The following is a 16,715-nucleotide window of genomic DNA, read 5'->3' on the forward strand; positions in this document are numbered from 1 at the left end:
TTCTCTCTCTGGCAGGATTTCCCCTGCAACCGGTTTGAATTCCCACTTCATATTGTCCCGGCTTCTACGGACCGGGATATTCCTTTGGCCATCAAGCCCCATTCTCCGCATGGCAATCATCTGCTTCAATTGTAGAATATATTCAAAGCATATTGAAAAATAGTTTCAAAAAATCTGGTCTTAAAAATATATCATACTGATAAAACAAGAAATATTATGTGGCATAAAGTTTGCTTATTCTACTCTTCAAAGGCGTCGAACACTACACGTCCATAACAAGTTCCATGGAATGGGCAGAATGACCCAAAATCAGTTTCCGAATGTATTTCGCGAGCCCCAAGTCGGAAGGATCGCTCGCCGTCTCTTAGGTTCTACTGAAGGCTTTACGAGGCAGGAGTGCGCATCTGACCAAACGCAAACAAGGTCGGAATGCGCATTTAACCACATTCAACGTTCTTCGCCGGCTTCCGGTGGAGGCAATGAAAGGAGAAAGGTATGGAAGGTTTCGTTCCCTGGCCGTCTGAATTCGCTCAACGTTACCGTAAGGAAGGGTATTGGCTGGACAAGACCATCAGCGAAGTCATGGATGAATGCTTCGAGCGCTTTGCATCCAACACATTGTTGATCTCGGCGAAAGATGGTCGAACCTATAGCTACCGGGAATTCGGGAAGCTGGTTACCCGGCTGGCTCTCCATCTCAATGCTCTCGGACTGAAGCTCTATGATCGAGTGATTCTGCAAATTCCGAATCAGCCGGAAGTGCTCTTGGCCTATTTCGCCATCCTCAAGGCCGGCGGTATCCCCATCATGGCCCTCCCTCCTCACCAGGAGGCCGAGATCGGCTTTTTTGCCAAACATGCCGAGGCGAAAGGAATAGCGATATCATCGGTATACCACAAGACAGATAAGCAGCAGATGGCCGAAAACATCATGCGTGAAACCCCCTCCCTCGACCTGGTCCTGGTAACCGGCGGTGAGCCCCGACCGGGTTTCCACTCCCTGGATAAACTGCTGGCAGACCCCATAGAAGAACATATCGATACCGGGATCCTGCCTCGCCCCGATCCCGACCAGCCGGCGGTATTCCAGTTGTCGGGTGGGACTACCGGTATACCGAAGCTCATACCGAGAACACACAACGATTACGCCTACAACTTCCTGTGTAGCGCCGAAATCTGCGACCTGAACGAAAGTACCATCATGCTGCTGGCCATTCCCCAGCAGCACAACTTTGCCATTGCCTGCCCCGGATTCATGGGATTGGCCTCGCGTGGCGGTTGTGAAATATTGAGTGACTCACTTACTCCACAGTCCGCTTTGGAGTTGATCGCCAGCTATCGGGCCACCCACTGGACCGCAGTTCCGGCCTTGATCATCGCGCTGCTCAATTACCCGGATCGAAACGGTTACGATATCGGGTCGCTGGACATGATCCTCACCGGCGGCCAGAAGCTCAACCCCGAGGTTGCCATGCGCATAAGGCCGGAGCTTGGCTGCGATGTCCAAGAAGTCTTCGGAATGGCGGAAGGGCCACTCTTCTGGACCCGCCTTGATGATCCCGATGAGGTGCGCTTTACCACCCAGGGGCGTCCGCAATCCCCGGGCGACGAGTTCAGAATAGTGGACACGGTAAGCGAGGAGGATGTGAAGCCCGGAGAGATAGGCGAGCTATGGTGCCGGGGACCCCACACCATTCGGGGCTATTATCGTTCTCCGGAGCACAACGCTAAATCCTTCAGCGTTGATGGCTTCTACAAGTCCGGCGATCTGGTCCGGCTGCATCCCAGCGGTAATGTGATTGTGGAGGGCAGGTTGAAGGATTGTATCAATCGAGGCGGAGAAAAGATCAGCGCAGAAGAGATAGAAAACCACATTCTCGCCGCACCCCAGATAGATATTTGTGCCTGCGTAGCCATGCCGGACCCGGTGTTGGGCGAGAGGATGTGTGCATTCGTAGTGCTCAAGCCAGGCAAGGAGCTAACCTTGGCCGAATTGAATCGCTTTCTGCTGGAAGAGCGGCGGATCGCCAAGTTCAAGTTGCCCGAGCGCCTTGAACTGCTCGAGTCCATGCCGCTGACCAATGTTGGTAAATTGAACAAGGTGTCTTTGAGAACCATGATCGCGGAGAAACTCCAAGCGCAGTGAAAATTGGCGAGAGGCAATCAGATCGGCCCGGCCTGACCGGGCCGGGCCATGATATTGGAATATGAGAAAGGGGAACAAGGATGACTATGCAGCCGCCAGATAAAACGAAAAAGATACAGACTGGACCTTCGACCACCATCATCCAGTGGTGTGACGAATTGCAATTGAATCGATTGCATGCCCTTATCTTTACTTTAGCCGGTATGGTTCTGATCTTCGATGGCTATGACTCGCAGATTATTGCCTACATCATGCCGCATCTGATGAAAGAGTGGAACCTGACGCCCGTGACGGCTGGTTCCATAGCCTCTTATGGCTTCCTTGGCCTTATGATAGGGGCGGCCGGCTTCGGCATGATCGCCGACAAGATCGGCCGTAAAGGGGGGCTGCTTATCTGCCTCGCTATTTTCACCATCTTCAGCGGTGCCGCCTATTGGGCTCCCAATTTCAAGATATTCTGTATCCTCCGCTTCCTCGCCGGCCTGGGTATGGGCGGCGCCATGCCCCTTGCCATTACCCTGGTCTCCGAGTTCGCTCCTGCCCGCATCCGGGCAAAGGCAGTGACGGCAATGTTCGGAGGCTTCACCTTCGGCTGGGCCGTAGCGGGGCTGATCGCGATGCTGATAATCCCCACTTACGGGTGGCGGCTGCCTTTGCTTTTCGGGTTTTTACCAATCCTCTTCCTGCCCGTTTTAGTTTTTTATCTGCCCGAATCTATCCGCTTTCTCGTCTCAAAAGGAAAGATTGAATCGGCCGTCAAAGAGATACGTAGGATGGAGAATGCCGCAGGACTTGACCATCAGGAGTGGGGAACGGCGGACTTCGCCCTGCCTGCCACCCCGCCTGCCGGCGGTTTCAAGGAACTTTTCAGCCCCCGCCTGGCGGTCATGACCATCCTGATCTGGGCCACCTACTTTTGCAACCTGCTGGTCGTCTACGGTCTTGCCACCTGGCTCCCTTCACTGCTGGTCAAGTCCGGATTTTCCATGGTCAAGAGCTATAGCTTTGGCTTTGTTCAGGCCCTGGGAGCATCTGCAGGAGGATTTCTGCTCGGTTACCTGATGGACCGTTTCGGCCGAAAATCCGGTCTTATCGTGGCCTATCTGGCAGGCGGTGTCGCCATCTGGATGTTCGGAATCGTTACCGGCAACATAAGCCTGTATCTCGTCGGTGCAGCAACAGGGGTGTTTGTCATCGGATCGCAGATAGCCCAGCACGTGGTGAGCGGGGAGGTATACCCCACCCATATACGTTCCACAGGCGTGGGCTGGGCTCTCACGGTCGGCAGGCTGGGGTCGATTGTCGGTCCGCTCCTGGGCGGCTACATGCAGATGTGGGGCCTGACATTCAGTCAATACTTCGTTGTCTTCGCCATCCCCAGCTTCCTTTGTGCCGCCCTGGTCATAATGTACCAGGTCAACGTGAAACAGGAAGGTCTCGAGATCATTCACGAGAAGCTGATGGGCGATAAATCCTGATTGCCATCAGGTTGTCCCCCGGCTCTTCCGGGGGACAACCACAGTTTGACTGTTGCCGCAGCATTTTTTTCACATCTTGAAACAGGAGCTTACGTTAAAAACACAGTGATGGAGATCTGTGTTTTTAACGTTTGCGAATTTGTCCTTTTGAGGGGCCTGCAACCATCACCCGACGCTGGTGCCTTCTGGCGCAGCGGGGTTGTCCAGAACCGCCATGGTGACCCTTGACACGCAGACGAGTCGATCCTGCTGATCGGTGATCATGACATGCCAGATGTGGGTCGTGCGGCCGATATGCAGTGGGGTGACGACCCCGACGACATATCCTTCCTTTACCGACCTGACGTGGTTGGCATTGATCTCCAGACCGACGCAGTGCTGTCTGCTGCGGTCGATCGTAAAGGCGGCGGCACAGGAGGCCAGCGACTCGGCGAGAACGACCGAGGCCCCGCCGTGCAGGAGTCCCGCCGGCTGGCGGGTCCTCTCGTCGACCGGCATCCGGGCCTTGAGAAAATCGTCGCCCGCCTCGACCATTTCGATCCCCAGATGACCGATGGCACAATTCTTCCATCGGGTGGAGGCGAATTCGATAGGGGAAACGTCATGCCAGATTGGATTCTTGACCACAATGTACCTCGCTGAAGGGATCAGGTGAAGTCACTCTTTGTCGGGGAGGTATTTCCCTGAGCGGGCTATTTGTCGACCTTGATGCCCAGTTCCGCAACCAGAGGGCCATCCTTGCGCCAGGCCCAACAGGAATCGACCAGGTGGCTGCCGGTTTGCGGATCGGGCCGGACGGGCTCTTCCCGCAGCCAGGCGATGTTTATCCACGCCCCCTGAACAGCCGCCGGGGCCATGGCCAGCAGCAGGGTGTTCAAGTGGACGCAGCCTTTGTTGCCGCCTACCATCTTCCTGATCCTGGAGGAAAAACCACGGGTGATATCCATTCCTTTGATCCGGTCGAGGCTGGTTGCCATCGCCGGACAATCTCCACGTGGGACCCGGGGCAGGGTCACCACCACATCCTCGATCGTTTTGGTCCCGGTGTCGATCAACAGCTCGATTCGCATGTGGTGATAGACGCCCGGGGTGATTTGCTCGCCAAAACCATTGATAAAGCCGACATATCGTTGCTCCTTCAGCTCCCCGACCACGAGGACGTGGTCGGCATCCCAGGAATAGGTCGATATGTCGATGTTACGGTTATGAATATTCTTTTTGTCGCATTGATCCAGAAGGCTCATCGTGTCGTATCCAGTTTCAGCGGTTGTGGGTGGTCATGTGGGTGATGGCGCCTAGGCTATCGAACATGGCCGGAGTTGTCAACCTCGATGCCTTGCCTGCAACGGCAAGAGGTGGTCTTTCTTGAAGAGGGTTTGACAACGGGCCGTTTTGTATTTTCAACTTGTTGTATTGATATATTATCATGACACTCTCTGGTATAATTGTCTATCTGGGGGATAAGCCACTGGCTGCGTTCCGGCGCACTTTCCTCTCAACCTGATCGACAGCTATGAAGACGGGCCATGGACGATAAGCAGATCGAAGAGCACAAGGCAAAATTACGCAGCCTCGGGGAAGAATGCATCTACGCCCTCATCGACAACCCCTACGAATGCCCCATCGTCATCGGCCCGGACGGCGTCATTATCTACGTCAGTCGCTACAGCGGCAAACTTCTGGGGATCGATGCCGACGCCGCCGTCGGCAGGCATGTCACCGAGGTTGTCGAAGGCACCCACCTCCATGAAATCCTCAAGGACGGCAAGGCCCGGATCGGGGACATGCTGTACATCGGCGGGCGGCAACAGCTGATCTCCAGGATCCCGCTCAGGGACTTCGAGGGCAGGCTGCTCGGCGCCGTCGGCAAGGGGATGCTCAATGAGGTCACCCGGCTCTGGGACCTCCAGAAAAAACTCGAACTCCTCGACGGCCAGCTGCGATATTATCAGAATCAGGTGAGCCAGCTCAAGGGGGGAAACATCATCATCGGCCAATCCGCCCCCATCCGGGATATCAAGGAAAAATGCCTGCTGGCGGCGAAAACGACGTCGACCATCCTGATCACCGGCGAATCGGGGACGGGCAAGGAGGTCATCGCCTATTTCATCCACCAGTCGAGCCCGCGGGCCGATCAACCCTTCATCAAGGTCAACTGCGCCTCGATCCCGCCGGAGCTGTTCGAAAGCGAACTGTTCGGCTATGAACACGGGGCCTTCACCGGCGCCCGGTCGAAGGGGAAAATGGGGAAATTCGAGATGGCCCACGGCGGGACGATCCTGCTCGACGAGATCGGCGAGCTGCCGATGTCGATGCAGGCCAAGCTCCTGCGGGTGCTGCAGGAGCGGACCGTGGACCGGCTCGGCGGGACGAAGACCATTTCGGTGGATTTTCGGCTCATCGCCGCGACCAACCGTGACCTCAGTGAACTGATCAAGGAGGATAAGTTCAGGATCGACCTGTACTTCCGCATCAATGTCTTCAACATCCAGGCGCCGAGCCTGAGGCAGATGCCGGAGGATATCCCGCTCATTGCCAATTATCTGTTGTCGCAACTCAAATCGGAGATCTCCTGGGGCCCTTCCGGAATCTCCGATGAGGCTCTGGGGCTGATGAAACGCTACTCCTGGCCCGGCAATGTCCGGGAGTTGCGCAATGTCATGGAAAAGGCCTCGATCATCGCCAGGGGCGATATGATCATGCCGGAGGATCTTCCGGAGCAGATTCGTCATTGTGACGATCAGGGGCAGGAGCGGCACGATGCGCCGCTGGTGGGCAACCTCAAGCAGATCCTGGAAGAGACGGAAAAAAAAGTGATCGAGGACGTCCTGCGGTCGGTTCACGGCAACAAATCGAAGGCGGCCGACATCCTTGGGATTCACCGGACATCGTTGTACGACAAGCTCAACAAGGCCAAACCCGGGACGACGGGGAACGAGAATGGTTGAGTGGTGGAACGTTCCCGATCGATCTCTTTCCCCATCCACGGACAAAAATTTTCCGCCGCTGGCATCGCAACCCGTCGGCAGCAAATGACATTGTTCACCTGTCGGTGCCTGTATCTCTCTGTGCAGGGCAAACCCTACAGTGTAGAAAAAACCCTACACGATTGACGAAATAGTGTAAGACAGGCCATTTGCCGGTGGGCTGTCAACATTCTCCTCAGTGAATGTAGTCTTATTCCTACAACTGATCCTCGCCCTCCCTGCCAGTCCCGAATCCCGATTTATCCCATAATCTCAATAATATAAAAATTTAAACATTATTGGCATCCCTGTTGCAACATAATGTGCAGTCGGAGGGGCAGGTGTGTATTGCATCCATCAGGGAACAGGTTCGATGAATTCCAATCAAGACAAAGTCATGACGCTCGAGGAGGCAATCGCCAGATTTGTCACTGACGGTTGTCATATTTCGATCGGCGGCTTCACCGTCAATCGGAATCCCATGGCTGCAGTCTATGAGATCATACGACAGGGGAGGAAAAATCTCCATTGCTATGCCCATTCGAACGGTACCGGCGTCGATGAGCTGATCGGCGGCGGCTGCATCGCCAGGATCGAGATCGCCTACGGCGGCAACGGCAAGGCGGCTCCGACCTGCATCCGCTTCAAGCTGGCGGTGCAGCGGGGGGAACTCCTGGTCGAGGATTACACCAATTATCAGATGGCGCTCCGCTTTCTTGCCGGGGCCATGGGGGTTCCGTTTCTCGCGACGTTGTCGGGGTTTGGCACCGACATCGTCGGCAAATGGGGGTTCTCCCGGGAGATGCGAGCCAACCACCCTGAATTGCCGAACAAGAAACTGGAAATTATCGACAATCCCTTCGACAGCTGGGGCGGCGCCGCCAAGGTCGTCCTGGTTCCGGCGATCAATCCCGATGTCACCATCGTCCATGTCCAGAAGGCGGACAGACACGGCACCTGCCGGATCGAAGGATTGAATTTTGCCGATATCGATCAGGTGAAGGCTGCAAGGAACGTGATCGTGACCTGCGAAGAAATCGTCGATACGGAGCAGCTAAGAGATAAGCCCGAGTACAATTCGATCCCTTTTATTCATGTCGACGCCGTGGTGCATGTGCCGTTCGGCGCCTATCCAACCGCATGCCATAACTTTTACGATTATGACCCCATCTATTTGAGGCATATCAGTCATTTCGCCAAAGACGAGAAGCTGTATGCGGAATACCTGGCAAAGTTCGTCCATGGTGTCGAGGATCATCACGGGCTGTTGAATCTTGTGGGCAAAGGGCAACTGGACATTATCGCCGCCGATAAGAAAACAGGATATGCAGTCGGCCTGGACCGGCGTTGATTTGCATGGGAAGCGAATTGATGGGGTATACATTGCAGGAAATGATGACGATCATGGCCGCCAGAGAGATCCACAACGGCGATATCGTCTTCTGCGGGACCGGTATTTCCATGGTCGCTGCCATGGCAGCCAAACATATCAACGCTCCGGACAGCATCATTTTTTTTGAGACGGGGCCAATCGACCCGAGGCTGGAAGAGATACCCATGGCCGTGGCCGACCCTCGTGTCATGTACGGCGCCGCCTCCAACGGCGGGTTGCTGGAGGCCTTCGCCACCATGCAGAACCGCAAGACCGGTCGACGGGTCATCGGCATTCTGGGGGCGGCGCAGGTCGACAGGTACGGCAACCTCAACTCGACCTGCATCGGCGAGTATGCGCAGCCGGAGATCCGTTTTCCCGGCAGCGGCGGCGCCTGCGATGTCGCCTCGTTCGTCCCCCGGTATCTCATTTTCATACAGCACGAAAAACGCAAGTTCCCGGTCAGGTTGGATTATCTGACCAGTCCCGGTTATCTGGATGGACCGGGGGCCAGGGAGCGGGAGGGGCTGTTGCCCGGTGGGCCGACGGCGGTCATCACCAATCTCGGGGTGATGCATTTCGATGACGACACCAAGGAGACGTATCTCGCCTTCTATTATCCCGGCGTGACCCCTCGGGATATTCTGGACAACATGGAATTTTCGGTGGACGTCTCGAGGGCGGCGGAAGCGGCTCCTCCTACCGAGGTTGAACTGACGATTCTGCGGGAAAGGGTCGATCCCCACAAACTGATTTTATAGGGCCGGAAACCAGGTCGCAGATGCCGATGGCGTTACGGTATCGGTTCGGGATGACGTCAGAGAAGAAATTATCCTCCGCACTGGAGCACAGGTTGTAACAAAGCAGGAAATAACAGAGAAAAATCCTACCGAACAAAAGGAGAACACCATGCATTTCAAATTGACCGACGAACAGAAGATGATGCAGGACATGGCCAAGGATTTCGCCGAGAAGGAAATCGCCCCCACCCTGAAGGAAGATGAAAAAAACCACACCTTCCGTCCTGAGCTGGTGAAGAAGATGGGCGATCTCGGGTTCTTCGGCTGTGCGATCCCGGAGGAATACGGCGGCAACGGCTGTGGGTTCTTCGAGTCGGTTCTCCTCGGCGAACAGTTGGCGACGGTCAGCGGCTCCTGGCGGGTGCCGCTCAACATGCAGAACATCGGACCGGCGATCACCGTCAACAAGTTCGGCACCAAGGAGCAGAAAGAGCGCTTCATTCCGGGCTGGGTCAAGGGCGAGTCGCTCGGCTTTTTCGGCATCACCGAGCCCAACTCCGGTTCGGACGTCGCCAGCATGGGAACGACGGCCACCGATCGGGGCGACCACTGGGAACTCAACGGCCAGAAGATGTGGATCTCCAACGCCCATGTCGGTGATTATGGCCTGGTCTATGCCTTCACCGACCGGAGCAAGAAATACAACGGCATGACCTGTTTTATCGTCAACCTGAAAGGCAATGAAGGCATCGTCACCGCCCCGATCGAGACCAAGCTGGGACTCCATTGTTCTCCCACCGGCGAGATTGCCTTCACCAACGCCAAAATTCCCAAGGATTCGGTTCTGGGCGAGGTCGGCCAGGGTTTCAAGATCTGCATGTTCCAGCTCAACAACACCAGGGTCAGCTGCGCCTCCGGCGCGCTGGGCATCGGCGGCGGAGCCATTGCGGCGGCCATCAATTATGCCAACGAGCGGACCCAGTTCGGCAAGAAGATCGGCAGCTACCAGATGATCCAGGCCTCGATCGCCGAAATGGTTGCCGAGCACGAAGCGGCCAAACTGCTGGTCTATCAGGCCGCCTGGCTCAAGGATCAGGGGATGCCCAACCAGTATCAGACCTCGATGGCCAAGCTGTTCGCCTCCGAGGCCGCTGTTCACGCCGCCCTCGAGACCATGAAGATCTTCGGCAGCTACGGCTTCTCCACCGAATTTCCGGCCGAGCGTTTCCTGCGCGACGCCCAGTCGCTGCGGGTTGTCGAGGGGACCAGCAATATCCAGAAAACGATCATTGCCGGAATGGCCCTCGGGGATACTCCCAACCGCTGATCACATCGGGGGCAGAACTCGAAACAGTGGAATTACACGTGTTAAGTTGAACAGAAGGAGATTGGTATGTCACGTCGCCAAACACCATTACGCCCATATTTTGAGAGCATGCCCCCGATCGGCAGTGCTCTGAGTGAAGTAGAGATCAACCGCACCGCGGAAAATGTCGACTTGGTCAAGGAGCAGGAGCAGCTCATCGCCAAGGAGGTCGAGCGCGTCAAGAACGCCGGAATCCCGGCCCAGAAGATCCATGACCGCGGCGGCATGACCGTGTATGACCGTCTCGCCTATCTGGTCGACCCCGGGACCTGGTGCCCCCTCCACACCCTGTACAACCCCCGCGACAACGAGGAGGGATGCACCGGGGTGGTCAACGGCATCGGCAAGATCTCCGGCAAGTGGGCGGTGATCATCGGCTTCGACAACAAGGTCATGGCCGGTGCCTGGATATCGGGCCAGTCGGAGAACATTCTCATGGTCACCGATATGGCCAAACGGCTCAACGTCCCCCTGGTCTGGATGACCAACTGCAGCGGCGTCAAGCTGATGGAGCAGGAGACCGTCTACGCCGGCCGGCGGGGCAGCGGTACCCCGTTTTTCCGCCATGCCGACCTCAATCATCTCGGGATTCCGATCCTCAATGCCATCTACGGCACCAACCCGGCCGGTGGCGGGTATCAGGGGATCAGTCCGACGATCCTGCTGGCCCACAAGGATGCCAATATCGCCGTCGGCGGTGCCGGCATCGTCGGCGGGATGAATCCGAAGGGCCATTTTGATGCGGAAACGGCCAAGTCGCTGATCGAGGCCACCAAGGCCTTCAAGGCCAAGAGCCCCGGCCGGGTCGAGACCCATTTCGACAAGACCGCCTATTTCCGCGAGGTCCATGACACCGAACAGGGAGTATTGGACGGTATCAAGGAGTACATGCGGATGATGCCGGCCTACGATCCCACGATGTTCAGGGTCGCCGCCCCGGCGGAACCGAAGTTCCCCGGCGAGGATCTCAACCGGATCCTGCCGGTCAACCAGAAGCGGCAATACGATGCCAAGCAGATTCTCGCCCGTCTGACCGATAACAGCGAGTTCATGGAGTATCGTGCCGACTACGGTCCCGAGGTATTTACCGGGATCGCCAAGGTCGACGGTTTCCCGGTGGCCTTCATCGGCAACAACCAGGGGTTCTTCCCCGATTATCCGAAATACGCCAACGACACCTATTTCGGGGTCGGCGGCAAGCATTACCGCGAGGGGCTGATCAAGCAGGGCGAATTCGTCACCCTGTGCGGCCGCGACAACCTGCCGATCGTCTGGCTGCAGGACACCTCCGGGATCGATGTCGGCGACCTGGCCGAGGAGGCCGAACTGCTCTCTCTCGGTCAGTCGCTGATCTATTCGATCGAACAGACCGAGCTGTCGATGATGTGCGTCGTGCTGCGCAAAGGCTCGGCCGCCGCCCATTATATCATGTGCGGCCCCCAGGCCAACAACAACAATGCCTTTACGCTGGGTACCCCGATGACCGAGATCTATGTCATGCATGGCGAGACGGCCGCCGCCGCCTCCTATGCCCGACGACTGGTCAAGGAGGATTCGGCCGGCAACCCCCTCGATCCGGTCCTCGACAAGATGAACCAGATGATCAAGGACTATCAGGACAAATCACGTCCGGCCTATTGCGCGATGAATGGCTTCGTCGATGAGATCGTCCCGTTGTCTGATCTGCGCAAGTACGTCCAGGCCTTTGTCGGGGCCAATTATCAGAATCCACGATCGATCACTCCGGTCCATCAGATGCTCCTTCCCCGGATCATCAAGGGGTAGAAGCGGCAACGGCAACCGCGGGGATCGCCTGTCATGGTGCAGCGTCACCTGACAGGCGATCCCCGTAGCGCAAAAATTCGGAGCACATGGAGTGATAAAGAGAAGCTATGGAAATGAATAAGGCTGTCATTGTCAGCGGATGCAGAACAGCGGTGGGCGCCTTCGGCGGCGTCCTGAAGGATGTGGCGGTGGTCGACCTCGGAGCCCTGGTCCTGCGGGAGACCCTGGTCAAGGCCGGGCTGCGGCCGGTGGCCGGCGCCGATCTGGCCGAGACCGTGCCGGGCAGGCTCGCCGATCGCAACCAAACCGAGCTGGAAGAGAAATATGCCGGCTGGGACGCCGGCCTGCGCGAGATCGCCGTCGACGAGGTCATCATGGGCAACGTCCTCCAGGCCGGCCAGGGGCAGAACCCGGCCCGCCAGGCGACGATCCGGGCCGGGATCGCCAAGGAAACCCCGGCCTTCACCATCAACAAGGTCTGCGGCTCCGGCCTCAAGGCGATCGCCCTGGCCGCCCAGTCGATCATGACCGGCCAGGCCGAGGTGGTGCTCGCCGGCGGCCAGGAGAACATGAGCCAGGTGCCGATGGCCCTGATGAAGGGGCGCTGGGGCTACCGCATGGAGATCACCGGGGTCGGCGAGATCCACGACCTGATGGTCTATGACGCCCTGTACGAGAAATTCTACGGCTACCACATGGGCGTCACCGCCGAGAACATCGCCAGGCTGTACGCCATCAGCCGCGAGGACCAGGACCGCCTGGCCTGCCAGAGCCATGCCCGGGCCATGGAGGCAATCGAAACCGGGATCTTCGCCAGCGAGATCGTGCCGGTCAAGGTCCCCTCGCGCAAGCAGGAGATCATCGTCGACCGCGACGAGCGGCCGATGGTCACCAGCATGGAGAAACTGGCCAAGCTGCGGCCGGTCTTCACCAAGGATGGCTCGGTCACCGCCGGCAACGCCTCCGGGATCAACGACGGGGCGGCGGCGGTGCTCTTGATGAGCGAGAGCCGGGCCAGGGCCCTGGGGCTCAAGCCGCTGCTGACCATCGAGAGCTTCGCCTCGGGCGGGGTCGACCCGGCCTACATGGGCCTCGGTCCGGTGCCGGCGATCCGCCGCGCCCTGAAACAGGCGAAGATGACGATCGCCGATATCGACCTGATCGAGCTGAACGAGGCCTTCGCCTCCCAGGCGATCGGCTGCATGCTCGAACTGGGGATCGACGTCGACAAACCCAACCGTTACGGCAGCGCCATCTCGATGGGCCACCCGGTCGGCTGCACCGGCGCCCGGCAGATGGTCGCCACCCTCAACCAGATGCAGCGCGGCAACCACGCCACCGGCCTGATCAGCATGTGCATCGGCGGCGGCATGGGCATGGCCATGATCGTGAAAAGATAAATCCGGCCGACCCGGCATGCCGGGTTGGCTTTACGCATAATTTTCTTACAGGGAACAAGGCGGTTATGGAAATACATACATTGGGCGTCGTCGGCGCCGGTCAGATGGGTGCCGGAATCGCCCAGGTCGCCGCGACCAATGGCGTTCGCGTCATCATGAACGACATGAACGACGAGTTCGTCAAGAAGGGACGGCAGCGGATCGTTGACAATCTCAACCGACTGGTCGAAAAACGGCGATTTTCGGAGACTGAGCGCCGGCAGACCCTCGATCGCATCTCGGTGAGTTCCGACCTGCGGCACATGGCGACCGCCGATTTCGTGGTCGAGGCCGCCTCCGAGAACGAACAGATCAAATTCAAGCTCTTCCAGGAACTGGACGATATCTGCCGGGAACATGTCATCCTGGCCTCCAATACCTCGTCCATCCCCATCGGCAGGATCGCGGCCGCCACCCGAAGGCCGGACAGGGTGATCGGCATGCACTTCATGAACCCGGTCCCGATGATGCAGCTGGTCGAGATCATCCGCGGTCTCGCCACCTCCGACGAGACCTATGATACGACGCGTCTCCTTACCGAAAAGCTGGCCAAAACACCGGTACTGGCCAATGATTTTCCGGGATTCATCGCCAACCGGATCCTGCTGCCGATGATCAACGAGGCCATCTACTGCGTCTACCACGGGGTCGGCGATTGCGAGGCGATCGATACCGTGATGAAACTGGGCATGAACCATCCAATGGGGCCACTGGCCTTAGCGGACCTGATCGGCCTCGACACCTGCCTGGCGATCATGGAGACCCTGCACAAGGGGCTGGGAGATCCGAAATACCGTCCCTGCCCGCTGCTGCGGCAGTATGTGGAGGCGGGGTGGCTGGGACGCAAGTCAGGCCGTGGTTTCTATACCTATAATTGAACGTTTCATGACCTTTGGAGGATGCGGAGATGACGGAACTGGTGGCCATTCAGGATTGCTATGCCGATGAATACGCCCATTGCTATGGCTGCGGAAGACTCAACGATGATGGTCTGAAGCTGAAGAGCTATGCCGATGGCGACGAGACCGTTTGTCGGTTCACTCCCGATCCCAAGTATTCGGGCGGCTATCCGGGCTTTCTCTACGGTGGCATGATCGCCTCACTGATGGACTGTCACGGCGCCGCGACCGCCTGGGCCGCCAAGGCCAGGACCGAGGAGCAGACGGTGACCCGGTTTGTGACCGCTTCGCTGAAGGTCGATTTTCGCGCTCCGACCCCGACCAACGTCGAGATCGAGATTCGGGGCAGGATCAACGAGATCAAGGGAAGGAAGGTCGTCGTCGACCTGACCGTGTCGGCCGCAGGCAAGCTGTGTGCCGAAGGGTCGGCGGTGATGGTCCAGATCCCTGTCAACAGGCAGGAAGGTTAAGATGGAAGCTACCCGTGAAATATATTGGAATGTAGGGCACGGCTGGACCACGCTGGTGCCGATGTACCTGCTGACGATCGCCGCGATAGGAGTACTGGCGTATGGCGGCATGCAGCGGGTGAAGGTCTATCGGTTGGGCAAACCGATCGATCGCACCGATGACCTGTGGCAGCGAATCGCCGACGCCGCCGCGACCGTGCTGGGACAGGCGAAAGTCATCCGGGTCCGCTGGCCGGGTCTGGCCCACGGGGCGTTTTTCTGGAGCTTTTTCGTGCTGTTCATCGGCACCTCCCTCATTGTCCTGCAGGCGGATTTCTCCGACCTGCTGTTCGACATCAAATTCCTGAAAGGCACCTTTTACAAGCTGTTTTCGATATCCCTGGATCTGGCCGGACTCCTCGCCCTGGTGGGGATGGGGGCCCTGTTTGTCCGCCGCTACCTCGTCAATTCCGCCGCCCTGGACAGCAACTGGAACGATGCCTTCATGCACGGTCTACTGTTTCTGATCCTGCTGACCGGCTTCGTGATCGAAGGCGCCCGGATGGCGGTGACCGAACTCGGCACCCCGCTGTCATACTGGTCCCCTGTCGGGCTCGTCTTCGCCAAGGCCATGTCCGGGATGGAGGCAACGGGACTGCAGCAGCTGCACGTCTTTACCTGGTGGTTTCACCTGCTGCTGGTGATGGTGTTCATCGTCTCGATTCCCTTCACCAAGTTTCGTCACATCGCCACCATCGCCCTCAACATGGTCTTTGCCGATCGGGGCCCGATCGGCAAACTGCAGACCATCGAACTGGAAAACGAGGAGGCGGAGAGCTTCGGGGCGGTGCAGCTTACCGATCTCAGCTGGAAGGATATCTTCGATACCGACGCCTGCATCAAATGCCGGCGCTGTCAGGACCGCTGTCCGGCCTATGCCACCGACAAGCCGCTGTCGCCGATGAAGGTCGTCAGCGACCTGGGCGGAGTCGCCTTTTCGCCGACGCCGGATGCCAACCTGATCGAGACCGTCGGCCGTGACGCCCTGTGGTCGTGCACGACCTGTCGCGCCTGTCAGGATATCTGCCCGGCCGGGGTCGAGCACGTCGGCAAGATCGTCGAGATGCGCCGCAATCTGGTCCTGATGGAGGGCGAGTTCCCCGGCGACGAGGTGATGACGGCGATGGAGGCCACCGAGGTCAACGGCAATCCGCTGGGAATGGGCTATGCCTCGCGCGGCGACTGGGCCGACAACCTCGGGATCAAGACCCTCGACGAGGATGCCGAGGTCGATATCCTCTACTTTGTCGGCTGCTATGCCAGCTTCGACAAGCGCAACATCGCCGTCGCCCGCAGCTTCGTTGCCCTCTGCCAGGCCGCCGGGATCAAGGTCGGCATCCTCGGCAAGGAGGAGAAGTGCTGCGGTGAGCCGATGCGCAAGATGGGCAACGAATATCTCTATCAATCGCAGGCGATGGAGAATATCGAGACCATCAAGGCCTACGGGGTCAAGAAGATCGTCACCACCTGCCCCCATTGTTTCAATACCCTGGAAAAGGATTACCGGGATCTGGGCCTCACGGCCGAGGTCGTCCCCTACGTTGTATTCCTCGAACAGCTGATCGCTTCCGGTCGACTGCAGCTCAAGAGCGAGGGCTTTTCCTGCACCTATCACGACTCCTGCTACCTGGGGCGCCACAACGGTATCTATCAGCCGCCTCGGACCCTCATCGCCAAGGCCGGTGGCCAGATCACCGAGATGGGCCGCAACCGCGACCAGGCGTTCTGCTGCAGCGCCGGCGGCGGCCGGATCCTGGCCGAAGAGAAGCTGGGCAGCCGGATCAACATCAAGCGGGTGCAGATGGCGACCGAGGCCAAGGCCGATGTGCTGGTCTCCAACTGCCCCTTCTGTCTGACGATGTTCGAGGACGGGGTGAAGGGGGCCGGAGTCGAGGAATCGCTGCGACCGCGCGACATCGCCGAGATCCTGGTCGAGAGGGTGGTACAGCCGTCGGCCCGGGGTTGAGCGGGCGGAGCGGCCGGGGAGACGCCCGGGCGAGAAATTTGAAAAGAAAC

At 58.2% G+C, this 16,715-nt stretch carries 13 protein-coding genes; 11 read left to right on the plus strand and 2 right to left on the minus strand.

Annotated features, from left to right (window positions below; translation table 11 throughout):
* Positions 1-495: 495 nt before the first annotated feature.
* Positions 496-2,145, plus strand: a complete 1,650-nt coding sequence (locus ACWGKN_RS05275; RefSeq protein WP_452094825.1) for a (2,3-dihydroxybenzoyl)adenylate synthase — start codon at positions 496-498, stop codon at positions 2,143-2,145.
* 80 nt (positions 2,146-2,225) lie between these two features.
* The gene (locus tag ACWGKN_RS05280) at positions 2,226-3,623 is read left to right on the plus strand and encodes an MFS transporter (RefSeq protein WP_452094826.1); all 1,398 of its coding nucleotides are present in this window, start codon (positions 2,226-2,228) and stop codon (positions 3,621-3,623) included.
* Between the two features lie 165 nt (positions 3,624-3,788).
* Here the strand turns inward: ACWGKN_RS05280 and ACWGKN_RS05285 are convergent, their stop codons facing one another.
* Positions 3,789-4,250 carry a hotdog fold thioesterase gene (locus ACWGKN_RS05285; RefSeq protein WP_452094827.1) on the minus strand — a complete coding sequence of 154 codons (462 nt, stop codon included), beginning with the start codon at positions 4,248-4,250 and terminating at the stop codon, positions 3,789-3,791.
* Between the two features lie 65 nt (positions 4,251-4,315).
* Complete coding sequence (locus ACWGKN_RS05290) at positions 4,316-4,867, minus strand: DUF2889 domain-containing protein (RefSeq protein ID WP_052160154.1); 552 nt, start codon at positions 4,865-4,867, stop codon at positions 4,316-4,318.
* A 282-nt stretch (positions 4,868-5,149) separates the two neighbouring features.
* Here ACWGKN_RS05290 and ACWGKN_RS05295 point away from each other — a divergent pair, with 282 nt between their 5' ends.
* The 9 genes from ACWGKN_RS05295 to ACWGKN_RS05335 all read left to right on the plus strand — a co-directional run bounded on the left by ACWGKN_RS05295 (position 5,150) and on the right by ACWGKN_RS05335 (position 16,665).
* The gene (locus ACWGKN_RS05295) at positions 5,150-6,571 is read left to right on the plus strand and encodes a sigma-54 interaction domain-containing protein (protein WP_052160155.1); all 1,422 of its coding nucleotides are present in this window, start codon (positions 5,150-5,152) and stop codon (positions 6,569-6,571) included.
* Positions 6,572-6,962: 391 nt separating this feature from the next.
* Positions 6,963-7,940, plus strand: a complete 978-nt coding sequence (locus ACWGKN_RS05300) for a CoA transferase subunit A (RefSeq protein WP_035231257.1) — start codon at positions 6,963-6,965, stop codon at positions 7,938-7,940.
* Positions 7,941-7,960: 20 nt separating this feature from the next.
* Positions 7,961-8,722: a CoA-transferase subunit beta gene (locus tag ACWGKN_RS05305; protein ID WP_035231275.1), complete on the plus strand. Its 762-nt coding sequence runs from the start codon at positions 7,961-7,963 to the stop codon at positions 8,720-8,722.
* A 148-nt stretch (positions 8,723-8,870) separates the two neighbouring features.
* Positions 8,871-10,028 (plus strand): acyl-CoA dehydrogenase family protein, encoded by a 1,158-nt coding sequence (locus ACWGKN_RS05310; protein ID WP_035231259.1) that lies wholly within the window; start codon positions 8,871-8,873, stop codon positions 10,026-10,028.
* 66 nt (positions 10,029-10,094) lie between these two features.
* Positions 10,095-11,852: an acyl-CoA carboxylase subunit beta gene (locus tag ACWGKN_RS05315; RefSeq protein WP_035231261.1), complete on the plus strand. Its 1,758-nt coding sequence runs from the start codon at positions 10,095-10,097 to the stop codon at positions 11,850-11,852.
* Positions 11,853-11,965: 113 nt separating this feature from the next.
* Positions 11,966-13,252: a thiolase family protein gene (locus tag ACWGKN_RS05320; protein WP_452094828.1), complete on the plus strand. Its 1,287-nt coding sequence runs from the start codon at positions 11,966-11,968 to the stop codon at positions 13,250-13,252.
* Positions 13,253-13,317: 65 nt separating this feature from the next.
* Positions 13,318-14,169 carry a 3-hydroxybutyryl-CoA dehydrogenase gene (locus ACWGKN_RS05325; RefSeq protein ID WP_035232924.1) on the plus strand — a complete coding sequence of 284 codons (852 nt, stop codon included), beginning with the start codon at positions 13,318-13,320 and terminating at the stop codon, positions 14,167-14,169.
* Between the two features lie 29 nt (positions 14,170-14,198).
* On the plus strand, positions 14,199-14,660 hold the full coding sequence (locus tag ACWGKN_RS05330; RefSeq protein WP_035232925.1) for a PaaI family thioesterase: 462 nt from the start codon (positions 14,199-14,201) through the stop codon (positions 14,658-14,660).
* 1 nt (position 14,661) lies between these two features.
* Positions 14,662-16,665, plus strand: coding sequence for a heterodisulfide reductase-related iron-sulfur binding cluster (locus tag ACWGKN_RS05335; protein ID WP_035232926.1), 2,004 nt, complete (start codon positions 14,662-14,664; stop codon positions 16,663-16,665).
* Positions 16,666-16,715 lie beyond the last annotated feature (50 nt).

Source organism: Desulfoprunum sp. (assembly GCF_053613775.1).

Excerpts from the sequence above, each read along its gene's own strand:
- ACWGKN_RS05295 (WP_052160155.1), top strand. The coding sequence starts at position 5,150 with ATGGACGATAAGCAGATCGAAGAGCACAAGGCAAAATTACGCAGCCTC.
- ACWGKN_RS05325 (WP_035232924.1), top strand. The coding sequence starts at position 13,318 with ATGGAAATACATACATTGGGCGTCGTCGGCGCCGGTCAGATGGGTGCC.
- ACWGKN_RS05320 (WP_452094828.1), top strand. The coding sequence starts at position 11,966 with ATGAATAAGGCTGTCATTGTCAGCGGATGCAGAACAGCGGTGGGCGCC.
- ACWGKN_RS05280 (WP_452094826.1), top strand. The coding sequence starts at position 2,226 with ATGACTATGCAGCCGCCAGATAAAACGAAAAAGATACAGACTGGACCT.
- ACWGKN_RS05330 (WP_035232925.1), top strand. The coding sequence starts at position 14,199 with ATGACGGAACTGGTGGCCATTCAGGATTGCTATGCCGATGAATACGCC.
- ACWGKN_RS05275 (WP_452094825.1), top strand. The coding sequence starts at position 496 with ATGGAAGGTTTCGTTCCCTGGCCGTCTGAATTCGCTCAACGTTACCGT.
- ACWGKN_RS05310 (WP_035231259.1), top strand. The coding sequence starts at position 8,871 with ATGCATTTCAAATTGACCGACGAACAGAAGATGATGCAGGACATGGCC.
- ACWGKN_RS05290 (WP_052160154.1), bottom strand. The coding sequence starts at position 4,867 with ATGAGCCTTCTGGATCAATGCGACAAAAAGAATATTCATAACCGTAAC.
- ACWGKN_RS05300 (WP_035231257.1), top strand. The coding sequence starts at position 6,963 with ATGAATTCCAATCAAGACAAAGTCATGACGCTCGAGGAGGCAATCGCC.
- ACWGKN_RS05335 (WP_035232926.1), top strand. The coding sequence starts at position 14,662 with ATGGAAGCTACCCGTGAAATATATTGGAATGTAGGGCACGGCTGGACC.
- ACWGKN_RS05305 (WP_035231275.1), top strand. The coding sequence starts at position 7,961 with ATGGGGTATACATTGCAGGAAATGATGACGATCATGGCCGCCAGAGAG.
- ACWGKN_RS05315 (WP_035231261.1), top strand. The coding sequence starts at position 10,095 with ATGTCACGTCGCCAAACACCATTACGCCCATATTTTGAGAGCATGCCC.